The sequence below is a fragment of the Microbacterium sp. Y355 genome, from assembly GCF_059445345.1.
In genome coordinates this window covers 1,749,710-1,769,088 of sequence record NZ_JCAIUD010000001.1, presented here as the reverse complement: position 1 = coordinate 1,769,088, position 19,379 = coordinate 1,749,710, and the positions used below count along the sequence as shown (strand labels likewise).

Genomic DNA, 19,379 nt, shown 5'->3' with positions numbered 1-19,379 from the left:
TAGCCGCCCCGTCACCTTGGAGCGGTCATGCCCCGTCGCCGTAATCTCATCTTTGGTCTTGCTCTCGTAGCGACCGCCACGCTAACTCTTGCCGGCTGCGCTGGTGGAAGCGATGCGGGCGGAGAGGGCGCCACGCCCACAACCGGCGGAGACGACTACGGCCTCATCGAAGCTGGCGTTCTCACGGTCTGCTCCGACATTCCGTACGCTCCCTTTGAGTTCGAGGATCCCAGCACGGAGACCGGCTACTCGGGCTTCGACATCGATCTGCTCGGTGCCGTCGCGGAGAAGCTCGATCTGACGCTCGCGGTGCAGGACGTCGGTTTCGACGCGCTGCAGTCGGGTACAACCCTTGCCGCAGGCCAGTGCGATGTCGGCGCATCGGCGATGACCATCACTGACGAGCGCAAGGCGAACATCGACTTCGCCGACTCGTACTACGACTCGCTGCAGTCGTTGCTGGTGCGCGCCGATTCCGGCATCGAGTCGATCGAAGATCTGGACGGCAAGACCGTCGGTGTCCAGCAGGGCACCACCGGCGAGGCATACACGAACGAGAACGCCACTGGTGCCGAGGTTGTCTCGTACCCGTCGGACGGTGAGCTGTGGCCGGCATTGCAGGCAGGAAACATCGACGCGATCCTGCAGGACCAGCCGGTGAACATCGAGCACGAGAAGGCCGATTCGACGTACACGATCGTCGAGGAGTACGACACGGATGAGGCCTATGGTTGGGCCTTCGCGAAGGGCGAGCGCGGCACGCTGATCGAAGCGGTCAACACGGCGCTGCAGGAGCTGCGCGATGACGGGACCTACCAGACGATCTACGACTCCTACTTCTCGGCGAAGTAGTAGGGGCGGTTGCGGGCGATGGCGATGAGACGTACAACCCGGAAGAAGCTATACCGGGTCACGATGTATGCGATCTTCATCGCCATTGTCGTGTGGGTGGCGATCGCCACCGACTGGGTGAAGATCACGACGGTCTTCTTCAACGTCGAAGTGGCGATCAAGCAGTTCCCCAACATCATCGTGATCGCGCTGCGAAACACGGTGCTGTTCACGCTGATCGCGTTCGTGGGTGGGGCGATTCTCGGGGTTCTGTTCGCGATCATGAAGCTGTCCAGCGTCGGGCCGTACCGATGGTTCGCCACCGCGTGGATCGAGCTGTTCCGGGGCATGCCAGCCATCCTGACCCTGTTCATTATCGCCTACGGTCTTCCGATCGGGCTGGGGTTCAAGATGCCTGGCGGGGCCATCGTCTCGGGCCTTCTCGGCCTCATCATGGTGTCATCCGCCTACATCGCAGAAGTCGTGCGATCGGGGATCCAGGCAGTGCCAAAGGGGCAGACCGAGGCCGCTCGGTCTCTCGGGATGTCGCCGATGAAGACCATGTTCTGGATCGTGCTCCCGCAGGGATTCCGCATCATCATTCCGCCGATGACCAACGAGTTCGTGTTGCTGCTGAAGGACACATCACTCCTGTTTGTCGTCGGATCAACGATCGCGACGAAGGAGCTCACCACCTTCGCCCGTGACGCGCAGTCGATGGACGCGAACTCGACGCCGCTGATCATGGCGGCGCTGCTCTACCTGGTGGTGACGATTCCGCTCACACGGGCGGTTGCGTGGCTGGAACGAAAGATGGCGAAGCAGCGATGAGCACCGACATGATCGACATCAACGCCCCGGCCATCGAGGTCCGCGGGCTGCGAAAGAGCTTCGGCGACAACGAGGTGCTAAAAGGTATCGACCTCACGGTGACCCCCGGCGAGGTGGTCTGTGTGATCGGGCCCTCCGGATCGGGCAAGTCGACGCTGTTGCGATCGGTGAACCTGTTGGAGGAACCCACCGCCGGCAAGATTCTCATCGAGGGTATCGACGTCATCGATCCTGATATCGACATCGACCGCGTGCGCACCCGCATCGGGATGGTGTTCCAGAGCTTCAATCTGTTTCCGCACCTGAATGTGCTGGGCAACCTCACACTCGCGCAGCGCCGCGTGCTCAAGCGTTCCAAGGCGGATGCCGAAAAGGTCGCTCACGAGATGCTTGATCGCGTCGGTCTCGCCGAGAAGGCCGATGAGTATCCGGGACATCTTTCCGGCGGTCAGCAGCAGCGCGTGGCTATCGCACGGGCGCTGTGCATGAACCCCGACATGATGCTGTTCGACGAGCCGACCTCAGCGCTTGATCCTGAGCTCGTCGGCGAGGTGCTGCAGGTGATGCGCTCGTTGGCGGACGAGGGCATGACGATGCTCGTCGTCACACACGAGATGGGCTTTGCCCGTGAAGTGGGTTCACGCCTGATCTTCATGGATGGCGGAGCGATCGTAGAAGAGGGCGACCCGCGCGAGGTGCTCGCGAATCCCCAGCATCCACGTACCCAAGACTTTCTGTCGCGCGTGCTCTAGCGTCCCGCGCGCCAGCGCCCCCTGGTACCGTCGAGGCCCCCAGTCGGAGACGTCTGCAACGGGAGGCCTCGATGGGAACAGGGGGCGCCGGTGTCAGTCTTCGACTTCAGCGCCTCGATGACACGCTACTTGGGTCGCACGGCTACCGGAACGGGTTCGACAGCGAGATGTACGCGGTCGCCGAACGCGGGGTGGAACTGCGCGTCGTGCTGCACGCGCACCAGCTCGCCGGAATCGGTCTTCACGAGAGTGCGGCGGATGCTGCCGAGGAAGGTGCTTTCCTCGACGATTCCGCTGGTTGCGGCATCCGCTTCACCCGCGAATCGAAGGTTCTCCGGGCGGAGATGTACCTCGACCTCGCCCTCGGCAGGGGAGTTGGTCGGCAGGTCCCGGCCCCAGACCGTGACGCGGCCACCCGCCGCGACACCCGAGACGATGCTGGAGAGACCGACGAAGGCAGCGACATGCGCGGTCGCGGGCCGCAAATACAGCTCCTCAGGGGTGTCGATCTGGTCGATGCGTCCGGCATCCATAACCGCGATGCGGTCGGAGACGGCCAGCGCCTCCTCCTGATCGTGGGTGACGAAGACTGTCGTGATCCCCAGGCGCAGCTGGATGCGGCGGATCTCGTCGCGCAGTTGCACGCGCACTTTGGCGTCGAGCGCCGAGAGCGGCTCGTCGAGCAGTAGTACACGCGGTTCGGTTACCAGTGCGCGGGCGAGTGCCACGCGCTGCTGCTGCCCACCGGACAGCTGGTGCGGGAATCGGTCGGCGAATCCCTCGAGCCCGACGAGCGCGAGGGCATCCAAAGCGCGCTTTGCTGCCTTCGCCTTGCCGACGCCACGGCGACGCAGTCCGAACGCGGTGTTGTCGTCGACGCGCAGATGAGGAAAGAGAGAGTACGACTGAAAAACCATGCCGATGTCACGCTTGTTCGTCGGCACTCGGGAGACGTCCTGTCCACCCAGCAGCACAGCGCCACCATCAGCGTTCTCGAGCCCCGCGAGCACGCGGAGCGCGGTGGTCTTGCCGCAGCCGGACGGGCCAAGCAGCGACACGAACTCGCCAGGCGCAATGTCGAGGTCGACGCCGTGCAGCACACGGTTCGAGCCGTAACTCTTCTCGATGCCCTGGAACTGCACGCGGGTTCCCTCGCCCGCCTCGGACAACAGCATGTTGTCCTTCGTCGGGGGGAGAGTGTTCGGGGTTGTCATGAACGGGCCTTTCGGTTGCCGCGGGCAGCGCGGCCGATGACGAGCAGCAGCAGGAAGCAGAACAACAGCGCCAGCAGTGTGAAGATCGCCGGGGCGTAGGCGTCCTGCTTCTGCACGACGACCAGCGCGGTCTGGAAGACCTGACGGTTCAACAGCGAGGCGATCGTGAACTCGCCGAGCACGACGGCGATGGAGATGAGGGAGCCGGCGAGCAGCCCCTGACGGATGTTCGGGGCGAGCACCTTCACGACCACGACCGGCCAGCTTGCGCCGAGCGAACGGGCGGCCTCTGAGAGCGTCTTCAGGTCGGCGGCATCGATGGATGCCTGGATCGATCGGAACGCGAACGGCAGCACGGTGATCCCGTAGGCGAACGCCAGCGTCCACGTGCCGGTGCCGAGTGTACGACCGATCTGCAGGTAGATCGGGGCAAGACCGACGACGAGCACGATCGCGGGGATCGAGATCGGCAGCAGCACCACGAATTCGAAGAACGGCTTCAGCTTCGGAAAGCGCAGGTTCATCAGGATCATCGTGGGTGCCAGCAGCAGGAGCACGATCGCCACAGTGACGACGGCGAGGATGAGTGAGTTGCCTAGTCCCGTCCAGATTGGCTTGATCGCGGCGGAGGCAGCAGGGTCGAACAGCGCTACCCAGCGATCGAACGAGAAGCTGCCATCCTTGCCGCGCACCGTGTAGAGGAAGGTCGATAGCAACGGGATCGCGAAGAACGCGCCGACCAGGATGCCGATAATCCAGCGGGTCGCGCGGGAGGGGGCGATACGGTTCATGACTGCCACCTTGCTGCCCGGCGCTGGATGACTGAGTACAGCCCCATCACGATGCCCACCACGATGATCATGCCGAGGGCGAGTGACCCTGCGAGGTTCTCGCGGCCGAGCACGGTCTCGCTGGTGAGCGCGGCACGAATCTGCAGCGGGACGATCTGAGAACCCTGGCTGATGAGGGCGGCAGCCGTGGCATATGACGAGAACGCGTTCGCGAACAGCAGCAGCAGGCTTGCGAAGAACGAGGGGGCGAGGACAGGGAAGCCAACGTGTAACCAGAAACTCGCGCGCGTGCCGCCGAGGGTGAGGGTGGCCTCTGTCCACTGCGGCTTGAGTGCCGCGAGTGCGGGCATGAAGGTGATCACCATGAGGGGCACCTGGAAGTACAGATAGGGCATGATCAGGCCGGGCACCTCGTAGAGCCACATCCCGTTCTCATACAGGTCGAGCCCGAAGGTGTCCTTGAGGAACAGTGTCATGACGCCTTGTCCGCCGATTGCCGCGATGAAGACGAACGCGAGCATGACACCGCCGAACTGGGCGAGCACGCCTGCTGCGGCATCCACCGTCGAGCGCACAGCGCCCTGTGGGTTCATGCCGAGCAGTGCGTAGCAGACGACGGCGCCGACGACCGCGCCGACGACCGCGGTGAGTACGGAGAGGCCGGCCGAACTGGCGAAGGTGTTCAGTACAACGGGATCCGCGAGCGCGGTGACGTTGCTCCACGTGAAGGAGCCGTCTTTGGTGAAGAAGCCCGATCCGATCGCGAGGAGTGTCGGTACGGCTAGGAAGAGCAGCACATATGCCGAGAACGGCACAAGTCCCAGCCATGCCCACGATGGCGCAGACCGTCGGGCCGTGCGAGACGGCCCGACGGCGGTGGGGGCGGATGCCGAGGCATCCGCCCCCAGGGTCGCAGACGTCACTGGATCGCCGCAGCCCACTTCTCACCGAGCAGCGTGCCGGCGTTGGTGCTCTGCTCCTCGGTCGGGACGACCGTGTCTGCCGGCACCTCTGGTAGCGCTGCCGCCAGGTCTGCATCGATCGTGCCGGCCTCTGTCATGGCCTCCATACGCACCGGTCGGGCGCCGCCCTTGAGCCACAGGTTCTGCACGTCGTCGCTGTAGAGGAACTCCTGCCACAGGCGGGCAGCCGCCGGGTTCGGGGCATCCTTGTTGATCGCCTGGTTGTAGTAGCCGGCGTAGCCGACACCATCGAGAACGACGACCTTCCAGTCAGGATTGTCGGTGGAGAGTCCGGCGTTCAGGTAGTCCCAGTCGAAGACGATGGGGGTTTCGCCGCTGGCGACCGTGGCCGGCGTCGCGTCGACCTTGAGGAAGTTTCCGGCCTTCTGCAATTCGCCGAAGAAGTCGATGCCAGGCTGGAAGTCATCCAGCGTGCCGTCGGACTGGACAGTGGCCAACCCCACAGCGGCGAACGCGGCACCGGCCTGCGTCGGGTCACCGTTGATCGCGACGGCACCCTTGTAGTCGGCGCCCAGAAGATCGTCGAGCTCGGCCGGAGCGTCGAACTTCGAGGAGTCGTAGCCGATCGACAGGTATCCGCCGTAGTCGCCGACGAACAAACCGGTCGGCTCCTTCAGAGCGTCAGGGATCTCGTCCCAGGTCTGCACCTGGTAGGGAGCGAAGACGTCGGTGCTCGAAAGCGCCACGGCGAGGCCGAGGTCGAACACGTCAGGGGCAGTGTCGAGGCCCTCATTGGTCTTCGCGGCCGTGATCTCCTCGGCGCTGGAGACGTCGGGGGACTGCTCGTTGATCGTGATCTCGGGGTATGTCTCGGCGAACAGGTCGAGGACCTCGCCGTAGTTGGCCCAGTCGCGGGGGAGGGCGATGACGTTCAGCTGGCCCTCGGCCTTGGCCGCGGCCTCAAGGTCTTCGAACGAGCCGAAAGCGTCTACAGATGTCGCCGTCGCGGCATCCACGCCGGAATCTCCACCATCGCCTGTGGTGTCATCTCCGCCGGAGGCGCAGGAGGTTAGTACGAGGGCGGCAGTCGCGGCCAGGGCGATGCCTGCGACGAATCGCTTACGAGGGGTGAAGCTTGCCATGATGTTCCTCTCGGTGTCCGGCGCTGTGGAGCCGGTTTCGGGTTGCGAGAGGACGCTACGCGCCGGCGGTTACCCGCTGTCTCAATTCACGTGAACGAGAGGTAACCGACCGGTGGCGCGCGGTATCCACCTGCTCTCCGCACACTAGCGCCGGATGAGTACCGAGGTCTAGACCCGAGCCCGCACCCGCGGGGTGAAGAACAGCCGACACCCCTACACAGCGACGAGACCCGTGTTGCAGACGTCTGCAACACGGGTCTCGGGGACAACCCGGGGCCTCGGCGTTAGGACTCGTCCTCTGGCACGAAGTCGACTCCGGCCTCAGCGCGCTGCGCATCGGTGATCGGCGCCGGCGCCGAAGTCAGCGGGTCGAAGCCGTTGCCGGTCTTCGGGAACGCGATGACCTCGCGGATCGAGTCGGTCTTGGTGAGGTGCTGCAACACGCGGTCCATGCCCAGCGCGATGCCGCCGTGCGGCGGGGCACCGAACTTGAACGCGTCAAGCAGGAAGCCGAACTGCTCATCGGCAACCTCATCGCTGATGCCCATGACCTCAAAGACGCGCTTCTGAACGTCCTCGCGATGGATGCGGATCGATCCGCCGCCGAGTTCTGAGCCGTTGCAGACGATGTCGTATGCGTAGGCGAGCGCAGATCCTGGATCAGTGTCGAACGTGTCCGCGAACTCCGGCTTAGGGCCGGTGAAGGCGTGGTGAACGGCTGTCCAGGCGCCAGCGCCGACGGCGACGTCACCAGATGCCACAGCGTCGGCCGCAGGCTCGAACATCGGGGCGTCGACCACCCAGGTGAATGCGAAGACGTCTGGATCGAGGAGGCCGAGACGGCGACCGATCTCCACGCGGGCAGCGCCGAGCAGCGCACGGCCTTCCTTTGCAGAACCGGCGGCGAAGAACACGCAGTCGCCTGCGGCAGCGCCCACGAGGTCGGCGAGGCCGGCCTTCTCAGCATCCGAAAGGTTTTTGGCGACAGGGCCGCCGAGCGAGCCATCCTCGTTGAACAGGACGTATGCAAGGCCACGCGCTCCGCGCTGCTTGGCCCAGTCCTGCCAGGCATCCAGCTGCTTGCGTGGCTGGCCGGCGCCACCAGGCATCAGCACAGCGCCGACGTAGTCGGCCTGGAACACGCGGAACGTGGTGTCCTTGAAGTAGTCCGTCGCCTCGACGAGCTCGAGACCGAAGCGCAGGTCGGGCTTGTCGGAGCCGTACTTCGCCATGGCGTCTGCGTAAGTGATGCGCGGCAGCGGAGTGTGGACCTCGACGCCGATAGTTGCCCACATCGCGGGGATGACGGCCTCCATCATCTCGATGATGTCTTCCTGGTCGACGAAGCTCATCTCGATGTCGAGCTGGGTGAACTCCGGTTGACGGTCGGCGCGGAAGTCCTCATCGCGGTAGCTGCGCGCCATCTGGTAGTACTTCTCGATGCCGCCAACCATGAGCAGCTGCTTGAACAGCTGCGGGCTCTGCGGAAGGGCGTACCAGCTACCGGGGTGCAGGCGCGCGGGCACGACGAAGTCGCGGGCGCCCTCAGGCGTGGAGCGTGTGAGCGTCGGAGTCTCGACCTCGACGAATTCTCGTGTCTCGAGCACATCGCGTACTGCCTTGTAGACCTTCGAACGCAGACGTAGAGCGGCTGCCGACGACGGACGACGGAGATCAAGATAGCGGTACTTGAACCGAACATCCTCACCGATCGTCTCGGTGTCACCGAGTCCGGTAGACACCTGGAACGGCAGGGGAGCGGACTCGTTGAGAACTTCGACTTCGGATGCGATGATCTCGATGTCGCCGGTGGGGAGGTTCGGGTTCGCGTTGCCTGCGGGGCGCTGCGAAACCTGGCCAGTCACCTTCAGCACGAACTCGCTGCGCAGCGGGTGTGCAGTCTCTTCGTCGCGGATGACCACCTGGGCGATGCCAGAGGCATCGCGGAGATCGATGAACGCGACTCCTCCGTGATCACGACGACGATCAACCCACCCCGTGAGGGTGACGGTCTGACCAATGTGTTCGGCTCGCAGGGAGCCGGTCGTGTGAGTGCGAAGCACGGAAGATTCCTCCAGTTCAGTAAAGGGAACTCCGCCATTCTACGTGGGCACGTCGTGCGTGCCGTCGCGCCTGACTCACCGCTGCGACATCCCTAGACTGACCTCATGCCTGCCGACCGCCTTCATCTCGTCCGCCACGGCGAAGTGCACAATCCCGAACGGGTTCTCTACGGTCGCCTTCCGAATTATGGGTTGAGTGAAGCAGGCAAGGCGATGGCGCGGTCCGCCGCAGAGTACATCGCGGGACTCGATCGCTCGGTGACCTCGTTGCGCTGCTCACCCTTGCAACGCGCTCAGGAATCAGCAGAGCCTTTCACCGAGATCTTCGGGCTGGACCCGATCATCGATGAACGCGTCATCGAGCCGACCAACGTCTTCGAAGGCACGCGGATGAGTCGCTCACTGCGCAACCCGCTCAATTGGTGGCACCTGCGTCGACCATCGGTTCCCAGCTGGGGCGAGCCGTACGCGTTGATCGCCGATCGTGTGGAAGAGGCAATGAACAGCGCCTGGCACGAGACCGACGGTGGCGACGTCGTGTTCGTCTCGCATCAGGCGCCGATCTGGATCACACACCTTAGTGTCGCTGGACTCCCGCTGCGCCACGATCCACGCACCCGCCGCTGCGCGCTGTCGAGCGTGACCTCTTTCGAGCGGGTTGGCGATGTCTGGCGGGAAGTCGACTACGCCGAACCCGCTGCGACCGGCGGCGCCGTCGACGTCGGCGCCGTCTGAGCCGCCGCGTCTACATCACGCGCTCAATTCCTGCACAACGAACGCCGCGGCCAGCTGTCCTGCGGCGGCAGCCTGGATGACGGATGCAACAGGCCCCGGCATCGTCGCGCGGTGAGCGAGATCACCCGCGGCGAAGATCCCGGGTGCGGAAGTGCGCCCGAAATCATCGATCTCGATCGCACCGCTGGGCAACATCTGTAGTTCTGACTGCGCGGCGAACGGAGCACGCTGACTGATCGATCCGGCCGCGACGAACAGCCCGGCCAGCGCGGTGTCGGTTCCGCCGGCGGCGACGATCACGCCACCGTCCGGCCCCGGTCGCACCGAATCAACGACGTGGGCGGACACCCGTGCTCCCGCCGTCTCCAGCATTGCTCTCTCGTCTTCTGTCACGGCGACGTCGACGGGGAACACCGTGATTCCGCCGACCACCGGACCGAGCAGTGCAAGAAGGTGTCCTGCTCGCTGTCCGGCGCCGATGATGCCGATCTCGGCACCATTGAACTCGTGGCCGTCGCAGAACGGGCAGGCGAAGGCACGGTGGCCCCAGAGGTCATCGAGCCCAGGAACAGCCGGGAGATCATCGGTGACACCAGTCGCGAGGATGATTCGCCGTGCATGTTCGAACTCGCCGCCTTCGAGCGAGACCCTGAAGTCGTCTGCAGCCCCGACGATGCTCTCCGCCACGGCAGTCCTGAACTCCACATCGGGATAGGCCGATAGTTGCGCGCGAGCCCGTGCGCGGTGTTCGGCTGGGGGAGTACCGTCGTCGGCCAGCACGTTGTGCATATGAGACACCGGGCCATTTCGGTACTGTCCGGAGTCGAGCACGAGCGTGCTGCGATGCATCCTTCCAAGGGTCAGCGCTGCCTGCAGGCCTGCGGGTCCAGCACCGATCACGATCGCGTCATACATGGGTGGGTTCCTCTCTGATCTTGCGTTCTGGACCAGTGTGTGACTTCATGTCAACATGAAGTCAAATACGTCGAGTTCATGGTCCGTCGGCGAGGTCGCGGAAAAGTTCGAACTGCCCAGCAATGTGCTGCGGCACTGGGAGAGCGTGGGGCTCCTCCGCCCCGAACGCGACTCGGCCGACCGCCGACGATATGGCGAGGATGACATCGTGCGCATCGCCGTGATCAAGCGAAGCAAGGCCGCAGGAATGACCCTGGAGCAGATTGCGGTGCTACTGGATGACGGACGCAGGGGGCGCCACGAAGTGCTCTATGCGCACCTCGCAGACATCGATCAACGGATGCTGGAGATGCAGCGCTCGCGTGAGATGACCGAGCATGCACTGCAGTGCAGCGCCCACGACATCACCACCTGTCCGAGGTTCAGAGCCGGGGTTGACGACGTGCTTGCCCGATTCTGAGAGGCCCGTCGATGCGTCCAGATCACCCATAGAATCCCAGGCTTAGACTGGTTGACGTGCCACTCGCTTCGACGATTCGACCGATTCGCGACGGCCGCCTCTCCCGCACTCGACGTTCGCGTCGTGTGGCCGGAGCCGCGTTCGCCGTGCTGTTCGCTGTCGCTCTGACCGCCTGCACCGCCGACCCCGTCGCTCAGCAGTTTCTCGAGGGCGATGACAAGGGTTACATCTCGGCAGAGCTCACGGTCGTTGAAATCGCTCCTGACGATCGTGGTGAACCCGTCGAGTTCGGCGGTGTCACAGAGTCCGGCGACGAGTTCGCGAGCGCAGACATCGCCGGCGATGTCACGGTCGTCAACTTCTGGTACGCCGCCTGTGGCCCGTGCAGGGTCGAAGCGAAAGACCTTGAGTCGGTCTGGCAGGAGTACGAGGGCGACGGAGTCTCGTTCGTCGGCGTCAACACCTATGACCAGGCCGATACCGCACGCGCGTTTGCTGAAGAATACGACGTGACCTATCCGAGCCTCATCGACGTGGACAACGGCGACGCGAAGCTCGCATTCGCCACGGTCACTCCGATTCAGGCGACCCCGACCACGCTCGTGCTCGACAAGCAGGGTCGCGTCGCAGCGCGCATCATCGGTCCACTTGATGGCCCGTCGATTCTCTCCACGCTCGTGCGGGATGCACTCGCGGAGAGCGCGTGAACACAAACGAACTGATCGGTTCCGGCGCACTCTGGCTCGCGATTCCGGTCGCGATGCTCGCTGGGCTCGTGTCGTTTCTTTCGCCGTGCGTGCTGCCGCTCGTGCCGGGCTATCTCGGCTTCCTCGGCGGTGCGGTGGCGCCGCGGGGCGCTTCTGACGCTGCGGGGAACGCATCAGTGGCCGGACGCGGACGCCTTGTGCTCGGTGTGCTGCTGTTCATCCTCGGTTTCAGCGTGGTGTTTATCGCCTTCACCGTGATCGGCGGCACGGCGGCGGTCTTCTTCTTGCAGTGGGGCGAGCTGATCACCCGCATCCTTGGCGTCGTCATCATCGTGATGGGCCTTGTTTTTCTCGGGCTGTTCGGCTTCGCGCAGCGCGAGTTCCGCCTGCACGTCAACTCGAAGACCGGCCTGATCGGCGCGCCTCTTCTGGGGTTCGCACTCGGGATCGGATGGGCACCGTGCATCGGGCCGACGCTGGCCGCAATCACTGCAGTCTCGTGGACGCTCGGCGATCCTGTCCGGGCCGGCCTCCTCGGCTTGGCGTACAGCCTCGGCCTTGGCCTCCCGTTCCTGCTCGTCGCCCTCGGTTTCGGCTGGGCAACGAAGACGATCGGGTTCCTGCGCCGCCACATCCGCATCGTGAACATCATCGGCGGGGCCATGCTCATCCTGCTCGGCATCCTGATGGTCAGCGGCCTGTGGACCGACATCATGTCGCGACTCGGGGCGGTGATGGGCAGTGTCATCCTCCCGCTCTGATTCCCGTCCAGATCTGAAGAACAAGGATGCTGTGAACAGCGACGCCTCCGATCCTCTGCGCCCCTCCGATCACATCGACGGCGATGGCGGGGGGATCACCCAACCGAAACTCGGCTTCGTCGGATGGCTGCGGTGGGGCTGGCGTCAGCTGACCTCGATGCGCACCGCGATCATCCTGCTGCTGGTGCTCGCGATCGCGGCGATCCCCGGCTCGATCTTCCCGCAGCGAATGGCCGACCCGAACGGCGTCACGCAGTGGCAGACTGACAACCCCGATCTGTTCCCTGTGCTCGACGCGTTGAACCTGTTCGACGTGTACCTTTCGCCGTGGTTCTCGGCGATCTATCTGCTGCTGTTCATCTCGCTGGTCGGATGCGTGATTCCGCGCATCAAGCACCATCTGAAGGCGCTGCGCGCGCGGCCGCCACGTACGCCGGCGCGACTGCAGCGGCTCGAAGATCACCGTGAGGTCACGCGACCTTCTGCGGGCGCAGGAGGCGCGGCGGATGCCGATGTTGAAGCATCCCGTGCGATCGATGTCGCGCAGAAGCAGCTCAAAGCACTCGGCTATCGCGTCGAACGCTACGACAGGGGCCGCACCTACTCGGTCTCTGCTGAGCGCGGATACTGGCGTGAGACCGGCAACCTGATCTTCCACCTCGCACTCGTCGGCGTGCTGCTCACCGTCGGCATCGGCGGCAGCTTCGCGTACACCGGACAGCGCGTGATCGTCGAAGGGCAGACGTTCGTCAACACACTGCTCGACTACGAGTCGATGAACCGCGGACGTTTCGTCAGTGACGACGCGCTCAGCCCCTATGCGGTGACCCTGGACTCGTTCGATGTGACGTACCAGGAGTACGGCTCCGCGGCATCCGGCCAGGCAGGCAATTTCTCCGCCAACGTGTCGGTGCGCGAGAACGGCGAGACGAGCGAGGACGCCGTACGGGTGAACCATCCGCTGAGCGTCACCGGCGACAAGATCTACCTGCTCGGCAACGGCTACGCGCCCACGCTTACCGTGCGCAACGCTGAGGGCGAGGTTGTCTACAGCAACTCGGTGCCCTTCCTGCCGCAGGACAACAACATGACCTCGCTCGGAGTGGTCAAGGTCACCGACGGGATGCCGCAGCAGCTCGGCATCGCGGCGTTCTTCTACCCGAGCGCGGCCAAGCTCGACACCGGCGCCTTCACCTCGGCGCACGGCGAGCTGCTGTCACCGTTGCTGACTCTGGATGTATACGAGGGCGACCTCGGCATCAACGAGGGAACACCTCGCTCGGTGTATGTGCTCGACACAGGGGAGCTCACGAAGCTCACCGGCCGCACGACCGACGTCGCATCGATCGAGCTGCAGCCAGGTGAGAGCGCCGACCTGCCGAACGGGCTCGGAACGATCACCTTCGAAGACGAGTCGCCCGCTGGCGCCACTAACTATGAGCAGTCGGTCAAGCGCTTCGTGTCTCTGCAGATCCACCACGACGATTCGGCCGTGTGGGTGCTCGTTTTCGCACTGCTCGCACTTGCCGGACTCATGCTCGCGCTGTTCGTTCCTCGCCGCCGTATGTGGGTCAAGGCGAGCGCCGCAAGCGACGCCGTGCAGCTTGAGTATGCCGGTCTTGCCCGCGGGGAAGACCCGACTCTTGCCTCCGCGGTCGATGATCTCGTCGCCGGCCACACACGACTGCTCGATGTCGGCCCCACCCTCGATAAGCCGCGAAAGTAGACTGGCACCATGGACCTCGATTCCCTCTCGATCCTGTTCATCTGGACAGCGATCGCGATTTACGCGGCAGCATTCATCGCCTACGCATTCGATCTTGCGCGGCGCTCAGAGGTGAGCGCCGATGCGCGTCTTGCGCGCGAGGGTGTGCTGGTCAGCGCCGGCGCCGGTGCGGCTTCTGGTTCGGTCCTGACGGCAGATGTGGCATCCACAGAGCCAGCCAAGCCGCGCTATCTGATGGCACGGATCGGCACCACACTCACCACGCTGGCGTTCGTGTTCCACCTGGCGGCGACGGTGCTGCGCGGTATCGCCGCACAGCGCGTGCCGTGGGCGAACCTGTATGAGTTCGCGATGATCGGCACCCTGCTGGTCGTACTCGTCTATCTGTTGATGCTCACCCGCGTCGATCTGCGCTTCCTCGGCACGTTCATCACAGGTCTGGTCATTGTTCTGATGGGGGCTGCGGCGATCAGCTTCTATGTCGGCGTCGTGCCGCTGATGGACCCGCTGAAGAGTGTGTGGCTCGTCATCCACGTCTTCGTGGCGTCGTTGTCGACGGCGTTCTTCGCGTTGGCGTGCGGACTGTCAGTGCTGCAGTTGATGCAGGAGCGTCGTCAGCGTCGCATCGCTGAGAACGCCGAGAAGCCCGGTCCGGCATTCCTGCGCACGCTTCCCACGGCCGACCGGTTGGAAGGCATGGCGTTCCGCTTCGCGATCGTCGGCTTCATCCTCTGGACCTTCACGCTCATCGCCGGCTCCATCTGGGCTCAGGACGCTTGGGGCCGCTACTGGGGCTTCGACGTCAAGGAGACGTGGACCTTCATCGTCTGGGTGCTCTATGCCGGGTACATCCACGCGCGCGCCACTCGCGGCTGGCGCGGCAATCGCTCAGCATGGCTGTCGATCGTCGGCTTCACCGCGGTGATCTTCAACTTCACGATCGTCAACGTCTTCTTCAAGGGTCTGCACGCGTACTCCGGCCTGAGTTGAGCCGGCGCTTGCTGATCGGGCGTTTCCGCGTGTGACAGTCTGACCTCCCACTGCCGCGCCCGGTCGCTGTAGGCTCATCGCGGGGGCAAGGGTACCGTGGCAGCCAGCGGAGGGATGACCAGAATGCCCATTCTCGTTGGAATCGTTGAGGATCATCCTGCGATGCTGCTCGGAACCGTCGCGATCCTGAACAACACCACAGACATCCGTGTCGCCGCGAGTGGAGCCACGGCGGCCAACATTGTTACTCGAGGACGACGCCTCGATGTGGTGTTGCTGGATCTGTCGCTCTCGGACGGCACCGATCCAGCCTCGAACATCCGCACGATCGAACCGCTCGGGGCCAGCGTTCTCGCCTACACCTCTGGTGAGCGGCCGTATCTCATCCGCGAGGCGGCACGGGCCGGAGCCGCGGGTATGATCCGCAAGTCGGAGCGGATCGAGGTCATCATCGACTCCGTGCGCCGTGCTGCCCGTGGACAGACTGTCGCCTCCCCGGACTGGGCCGCCGCTCTCGACTCCGATCGCGACTTCGTCTCGGCCCATCTCAGCCGGCGTGAAGCCGAGGTGCTGTCGCTGTACGCCTCGGGGGAGACAGCAGAGCGCGTCGCGCAGGCCCTGTTCGTGTCGCGGGAGACCGTCACCGACCATGTGCGACGCATTCGTGCGAAGTACGCGGCCGTCGACCGCGCCGCTCCCACGAAGGTTGACCTGTTCCGCAGGGCCGTTGAGGACGGTCTCGTGTTGCAGGATCGATGAGCCACAAAGCGGTGACTGCCCCTGCTGTCGACCGGAAGCTCGGGTCGATAATCGCGGTCTGCGGTCTCCTTGCGACGCTCGCGGCGTGGCAGCGCATCATCGCCCAGACCCCGCAGTTCGCGCTGTGGTGGACAGCCATCGCCTTCCTGCCGGTCGTGCTCTTCGGGGTCCTGGCCGTTGCGGGTCGCCGGGTTCCGTACGATGTCCTTCGGATTGTCTGGGGCGTCATCGTCCTGGTGGTGGCGTTCGTGCAGGTGACGATGTTCCTGGGATACGGCGGAACCGATCCGGATGCGCTGCGCTCCTGGGCATGGATGCTCGAGCCGGTGGCGATCTGCCTGCTGCCGCTGCTTGTCCGCCCGACCGCGGCCATCGCGATCGGCGTGCTCGTCCCGTTCACATCGGCATTGTCCGCGCTGTTGTTCGTTGGGCGGGTCCCCGAGATGGCGCTCGCGATGACGCCGATCCATTTCGGGAACATCGCGGTGCTCGTCGTAGTGATGGGTGTGCGCACTCGCCTGTGCCGCCTCGAGATTGCCGAGCATCGCGCCCGCGGGCTCGAGGCGCGCTCGCTGCGGACTCAGGCGCGACTGCGGCGACAGCAGGCGGTCGCCCGCCTCGTACACGATGATGTGCTCTCCGCGCTCACCGCGGCGAGTCACCTCTCCGGATCGACCGGTCCCGAGCTGCGCCAGGCGGCTGTCGCTGGTCTTACATCCCTCCGGGTCGCAGCCGGTGGCGGGGCGGTCGCCGACCCGGACTCGGGCGACGTCGACGCGGCCGAGGCCCGCGGTGTCCTGCTCGGCATCGCCGCAGGCTCGGCCCCGGGTGAGAGTACGCGGATCAGGCTGCGTCGAGGGACAGTGCCAGCCGAGGTGCTCGCGCGCTCCTCTCATGCGCTCACCGAGGCGTTGCGCAATAGCGTGACCCACGCACGAACCCAGCTCGCACCGACGGTGATCGGCAGCGTCGGAGACGGGCGACTCAGCCTCGTCGTTTCGGACCAGGGCTCCGGTTTCGACGTGACCGCGACGGATCCCGAACGACTGGGCATGCGGCTCAGCATCCTCGGGCGCATGCGCGATCTCCACGGCGGCACGGCGACGGTGACGTCCGGTCCGCACGGGACGCGCGTCGAGGTCGGCTGGCAACGCACGGCGTCCGAGGTGATCGACACCGGCCTCTCCACTCCGACCGCGCGCATCGCCCTCATCGGAGTGTGGATGACGGGAGTCGTGCACGGCCTGCTCGTCGGACACCTCCCGGGGACGGGCGCCGGACCGACGTACGCGGCTGCACTAATCGGCGTGCTGCTGGTGACGACGCCGCGCCCAGGGGCGCTCCGTCGGGCCACTGCCTTCGCTGGCATCGGCTGCAGCATCGCGATCACCGCATCCGTGCTGATCTACTTCGACCTCATCGGTGCGCGTGCGGCCGAGATCTGGCTGCTGACCTTCGCGTCCTACATCGTCGCGGTGATCGCCGCGCGCGGCAACACAGTGATCGGCGGAATCGGGGCGGGCACGATTCTCGTGCTGCTGGGTGCATGGGGCGTCATGCGGAATCAGGACGCGATAGATCTGGCCGCGATGGCTACGCCGACGATGATCTCGCTGCTGGTCGGGTACACCTGGCTGACCGGCGTCGTCGCCATCACCCGGAAGGAGCGCGGCGTGCAGTCCGCGGTTCGACGTGCCGCCACGAGTGCCGCAGTCGCCGCTTCTGAGAGGTGGGCCTCCCGTCGTGAGCTGACGGAGATCCTCGGCCTGGCAGAACCTGTGCTCACTCGCATCGCCACCGGCGAAGCGGTGGATGAGGAGCTCCTTCGAGAGGCCAGGGCCGTCGAGGGCAGCATCCGCGACCGCATCCGAGCGCCCTTGCTGCATCATGTCGTTCTGGCGGAAGCCGTGTCCGCAGCTCGGCGCCGAGGGGTGCAGGTGCTGCTGCTCGCCGACGAGGATCCGCGCTCCGCGCGGATCTCGCGCAAGCTCGCGACGGCGATCGCCTGCGCGCTCGCGCAGGATGACGCATGCGCCATCACCATACGTGCGTTCGCAGCGGGCGGCGAGGACGTCGTCTCGATGTCGATTCAGTGTGCGGACGGTGGGGGCGAACGAATCGTGTTCGATCGCGAAGGTCGATCGATCGGGGATCAAGCGATTCAGCTCGTGAACGGCCAGATCAGCGGCACGTAGAACACCGCCACGGCGAAGAACAGCACCATGAGGGGGAGTCCGAGCTTGGCGTAGTCGCCGAAGTGGTAGCCGCCCGGTTCCATCACCATCAGGTTGGCAGGCGTGGCGACGGGGGTGAGGAATGCGGCGGCTCCGGCGATCGTGAGCGCCATCATGAATGGCTGCGGCGAGACATTCATCGCGACGGCCAGCGCGATTGCGACGGGGGCGACGATGAGCACGGTCGCGGTGTTGCTGATCAGCTGGCCGAGCACCAGCGTGATGAGCACGATCACGGCGACGGCAGCGTAGGGTCCGGCATCCCCGAGCATGTCGCGCAGTCCCTCAGCGATGAGTCGGGCTGCGCCCGTCTCTTCGAACGCCGTGGCCAGCGGGATCATGCCGGCGACGAGGATCACCGTCGTCCAGGAGATTGCCCGGTAGGCCCTGGTCATCGAGACGACGCCGGTGAGGATTAGCGCGCCAGCCGCAAGCAGGCTCGCGATCGCCGCCGGCACGATACCGGTCGCGAGCAGGATGATCATCGCGACCAGGATCACGAGGGTGCGCTTGGCGCCGGTTCCGAGCGGGACGGATCTCCGCAGTGTGTGCGGTGCGTCGACCACTAGCACTTCGTCGCGCTTCGCCGTGTGCCGCTGCAGGTCATCCCATGAGCCGTCGAGCAGGAGCGCGTCGCCCGCTCGGAGGTCGGTCCCTGTTTCGTCGAGAGCCTCATCGCCGCGGCGGACGCCCAACACCACGAGATCTCCGCTGGGAGTGCTCATGCCGGGGAACACATGCATGCCGATCAGTGAGGAGCGCGGTGGCACCACGACCTCCGAGACACCGCGACCCGATGACATCAGAGTGCGCTCGGGGGCGATCTGGTAGTCCGTCCGCAGCGTCGAGGCCAACTGCTCGAGGTCGATGGGTGCTGCGGCCGGGGTGCGATCGGGCAGCAGCCGTGACCCGAAGAGCAGGATGATCGCCAGAGTGCCGACGAGCAGCGGGAGACCGGCGAGGGCGAACTCGAAGAATCCGAACTGCCTGCCGCCGCTGTCTGCGGCCATGTCGGAGACGATGATGTTCACGGGCGTGCCGGTGAGCGCCAGCATGGAGCCGGCGTGCGCCGAGAATGCGAGCGGCATGAGCATCTGCGACGGTCGGATGCCGGCGCGGGCGGCGACCACGACGACCAGGGGCAGCAATGATGCCACTGAGCCGTTGACGCTGATCACGGCCGTCAGAAGGGCGGCCAGCAGACCGATGGTGAGAAGCAGTCGAATCCTGTTCGTGCCAGTGCGATTGATGACCTCGTTGCCGGCCCATGCGACGATCCCGGTGGATTCCAGCGCCTCGCTGACGACGAACAGCGCGGCGATGAACAGCACGGTCGGGTCGCCGAAGCCGGCGAGTGCGCTGTTCAGATCAAGAATGCCGAACAGGTACAGGGCGATCGAGACGCCGACGGCGACGATACCGAGCGGTACCCGGTTCGACACGAAAGCGATCACTGCGCAGAGCAGGATGACAAGGGTCGTGACGATCGGATCCATATACCTTGACGATAGAGGGCGCATCCGCACGGGGTATCCCCCACTTCTG

The 19,379-nt window shown here is 65.0% G+C and carries 18 protein-coding genes; 11 read left to right on the top strand and 7 right to left on the bottom strand.

What is annotated here, in order from left to right:
- Positions 1-27: 27 nt before the first annotated feature.
- Genes AC1C2O_RS08495 through AC1C2O_RS08485 form a run of 3 tightly spaced genes read left to right on the top strand, consistent with a single transcriptional unit; the run spans position 28 to position 2,414 of the window.
- The gene (locus AC1C2O_RS08495; protein ID WP_495429993.1) at positions 28-852 is read left to right on the top strand and encodes a transporter substrate-binding domain-containing protein; all 825 of its coding nucleotides are present in this window, start codon (positions 28-30) and stop codon (positions 850-852) included.
- A 24-nt stretch (positions 853-876) separates the two neighbouring features.
- Complete coding sequence (locus AC1C2O_RS08490; RefSeq protein ID WP_495429992.1) at positions 877-1,662, top strand: amino acid ABC transporter permease; 786 nt, start codon at positions 877-879, stop codon at positions 1,660-1,662.
- Entirely contained in the window at positions 1,659-2,414 is a 756-nt protein-coding gene (locus AC1C2O_RS08485) for an amino acid ABC transporter ATP-binding protein (RefSeq protein ID WP_495429991.1), read from the top strand. The genes AC1C2O_RS08490 and AC1C2O_RS08485 overlap by 4 nt, the downstream gene beginning before the upstream one ends.
- Positions 2,415-2,539: 125 nt before the next feature.
- Here the strand turns inward: AC1C2O_RS08485 and AC1C2O_RS08480 are convergent, their stop codons facing one another.
- From AC1C2O_RS08480 to aspS, 5 genes are all read right to left on the bottom strand, one after another.
- Positions 2,540-3,628, bottom strand: a complete 1,089-nt coding sequence (locus AC1C2O_RS08480; RefSeq protein WP_495429990.1) for an ABC transporter ATP-binding protein — start codon at positions 3,626-3,628, stop codon at positions 2,540-2,542.
- Positions 3,625-4,419 carry an ABC transporter permease gene (locus AC1C2O_RS08475; protein WP_495429989.1) on the bottom strand — a complete coding sequence of 265 codons (795 nt, stop codon included), beginning with the start codon at positions 4,417-4,419 and terminating at the stop codon, positions 3,625-3,627. The genes AC1C2O_RS08480 and AC1C2O_RS08475 overlap by 4 nt, the downstream gene beginning before the upstream one ends.
- Positions 4,416-5,342 (bottom strand): ABC transporter permease, encoded by a 927-nt coding sequence (locus AC1C2O_RS08470; RefSeq protein WP_495429988.1) that lies wholly within the window; start codon positions 5,340-5,342, stop codon positions 4,416-4,418. Before AC1C2O_RS08470 ends, AC1C2O_RS08475 begins: the two co-directional genes overlap by 4 nt.
- Positions 5,339-6,484, bottom strand: coding sequence for an ABC transporter substrate-binding protein (locus AC1C2O_RS08465; RefSeq protein WP_495429987.1), 1,146 nt, complete (start codon positions 6,482-6,484; stop codon positions 5,339-5,341). The genes AC1C2O_RS08470 and AC1C2O_RS08465 overlap by 4 nt, the downstream gene beginning before the upstream one ends.
- Before the next feature lie 284 nt (positions 6,485-6,768).
- Entirely contained in the window at positions 6,769-8,547 is a 1,779-nt protein-coding gene (gene aspS / locus AC1C2O_RS08460; protein ID WP_495429986.1) for an aspartate--tRNA ligase, read from the bottom strand.
- 105 nt (positions 8,548-8,652) lie between these two features.
- Between aspS and AC1C2O_RS08455 the strand changes: the two genes are divergently transcribed.
- The gene (locus AC1C2O_RS08455) at positions 8,653-9,282 is read left to right on the top strand and encodes a histidine phosphatase family protein (RefSeq protein ID WP_495429985.1); all 630 of its coding nucleotides are present in this window, start codon (positions 8,653-8,655) and stop codon (positions 9,280-9,282) included.
- Between the two features lie 15 nt (positions 9,283-9,297).
- Here the strand turns inward: AC1C2O_RS08455 and AC1C2O_RS08450 are convergent, their stop codons facing one another.
- Positions 9,298-10,197: an NAD(P)/FAD-dependent oxidoreductase gene (locus AC1C2O_RS08450; RefSeq protein WP_495429984.1), complete on the bottom strand. Its 900-nt coding sequence runs from the start codon at positions 10,195-10,197 to the stop codon at positions 9,298-9,300.
- 55 nt (positions 10,198-10,252) lie between these two features.
- On the opposite strand from AC1C2O_RS08450, the gene AC1C2O_RS08445 reads away from it, so the two are divergent.
- The 7 genes from AC1C2O_RS08445 to AC1C2O_RS08415 all read left to right on the top strand — a co-directional run bounded on the left by AC1C2O_RS08445 (position 10,253) and on the right by AC1C2O_RS08415 (position 17,795).
- The gene (locus AC1C2O_RS08445) at positions 10,253-10,657 is read left to right on the top strand and encodes a MerR family transcriptional regulator (RefSeq protein ID WP_495429983.1); all 405 of its coding nucleotides are present in this window, start codon (positions 10,253-10,255) and stop codon (positions 10,655-10,657) included.
- A 56-nt stretch (positions 10,658-10,713) separates the two neighbouring features.
- On the top strand, positions 10,714-11,364 hold the full coding sequence (locus tag AC1C2O_RS08440; RefSeq protein WP_495429982.1) for a TlpA family protein disulfide reductase: 651 nt from the start codon (positions 10,714-10,716) through the stop codon (positions 11,362-11,364).
- Positions 11,361-12,125: a cytochrome c biogenesis CcdA family protein gene (locus AC1C2O_RS08435; RefSeq protein WP_495429981.1), complete on the top strand. Its 765-nt coding sequence runs from the start codon at positions 11,361-11,363 to the stop codon at positions 12,123-12,125. The genes AC1C2O_RS08440 and AC1C2O_RS08435 overlap by 4 nt, the downstream gene beginning before the upstream one ends.
- Complete coding sequence (gene resB / locus AC1C2O_RS08430) at positions 12,106-13,851, top strand: cytochrome c biogenesis protein ResB (RefSeq protein ID WP_495429980.1); 1,746 nt, start codon at positions 12,106-12,108, stop codon at positions 13,849-13,851. The genes AC1C2O_RS08435 and resB overlap by 20 nt, the downstream gene beginning before the upstream one ends.
- Positions 13,852-13,860: 9 nt before the next feature.
- Positions 13,861-14,841 carry a c-type cytochrome biogenesis protein CcsB gene (gene ccsB / locus AC1C2O_RS08425; protein ID WP_495429979.1) on the top strand — a complete coding sequence of 327 codons (981 nt, stop codon included), beginning with the start codon at positions 13,861-13,863 and terminating at the stop codon, positions 14,839-14,841.
- A 123-nt stretch (positions 14,842-14,964) separates the two neighbouring features.
- Positions 14,965-15,600, top strand: a complete 636-nt coding sequence (locus AC1C2O_RS08420) for a helix-turn-helix transcriptional regulator (RefSeq protein WP_495429978.1) — start codon at positions 14,965-14,967, stop codon at positions 15,598-15,600.
- On the top strand, positions 15,597-17,795 hold the full coding sequence (locus AC1C2O_RS08415) for an ATP-binding protein (RefSeq protein WP_495429977.1): 2,199 nt from the start codon (positions 15,597-15,599) through the stop codon (positions 17,793-17,795). The genes AC1C2O_RS08420 and AC1C2O_RS08415 overlap by 4 nt, the downstream gene beginning before the upstream one ends.
- Here AC1C2O_RS08415 and AC1C2O_RS08410 read toward each other — a convergent pair.
- Complete coding sequence (locus AC1C2O_RS08410) at positions 17,762-19,330, bottom strand: SLC13 family permease (protein WP_495429976.1); 1,569 nt, start codon at positions 19,328-19,330, stop codon at positions 17,762-17,764. The genes AC1C2O_RS08415 and AC1C2O_RS08410 overlap by 34 nt on opposite strands.
- Positions 19,331-19,379: the final 49 nt, after the last annotated feature.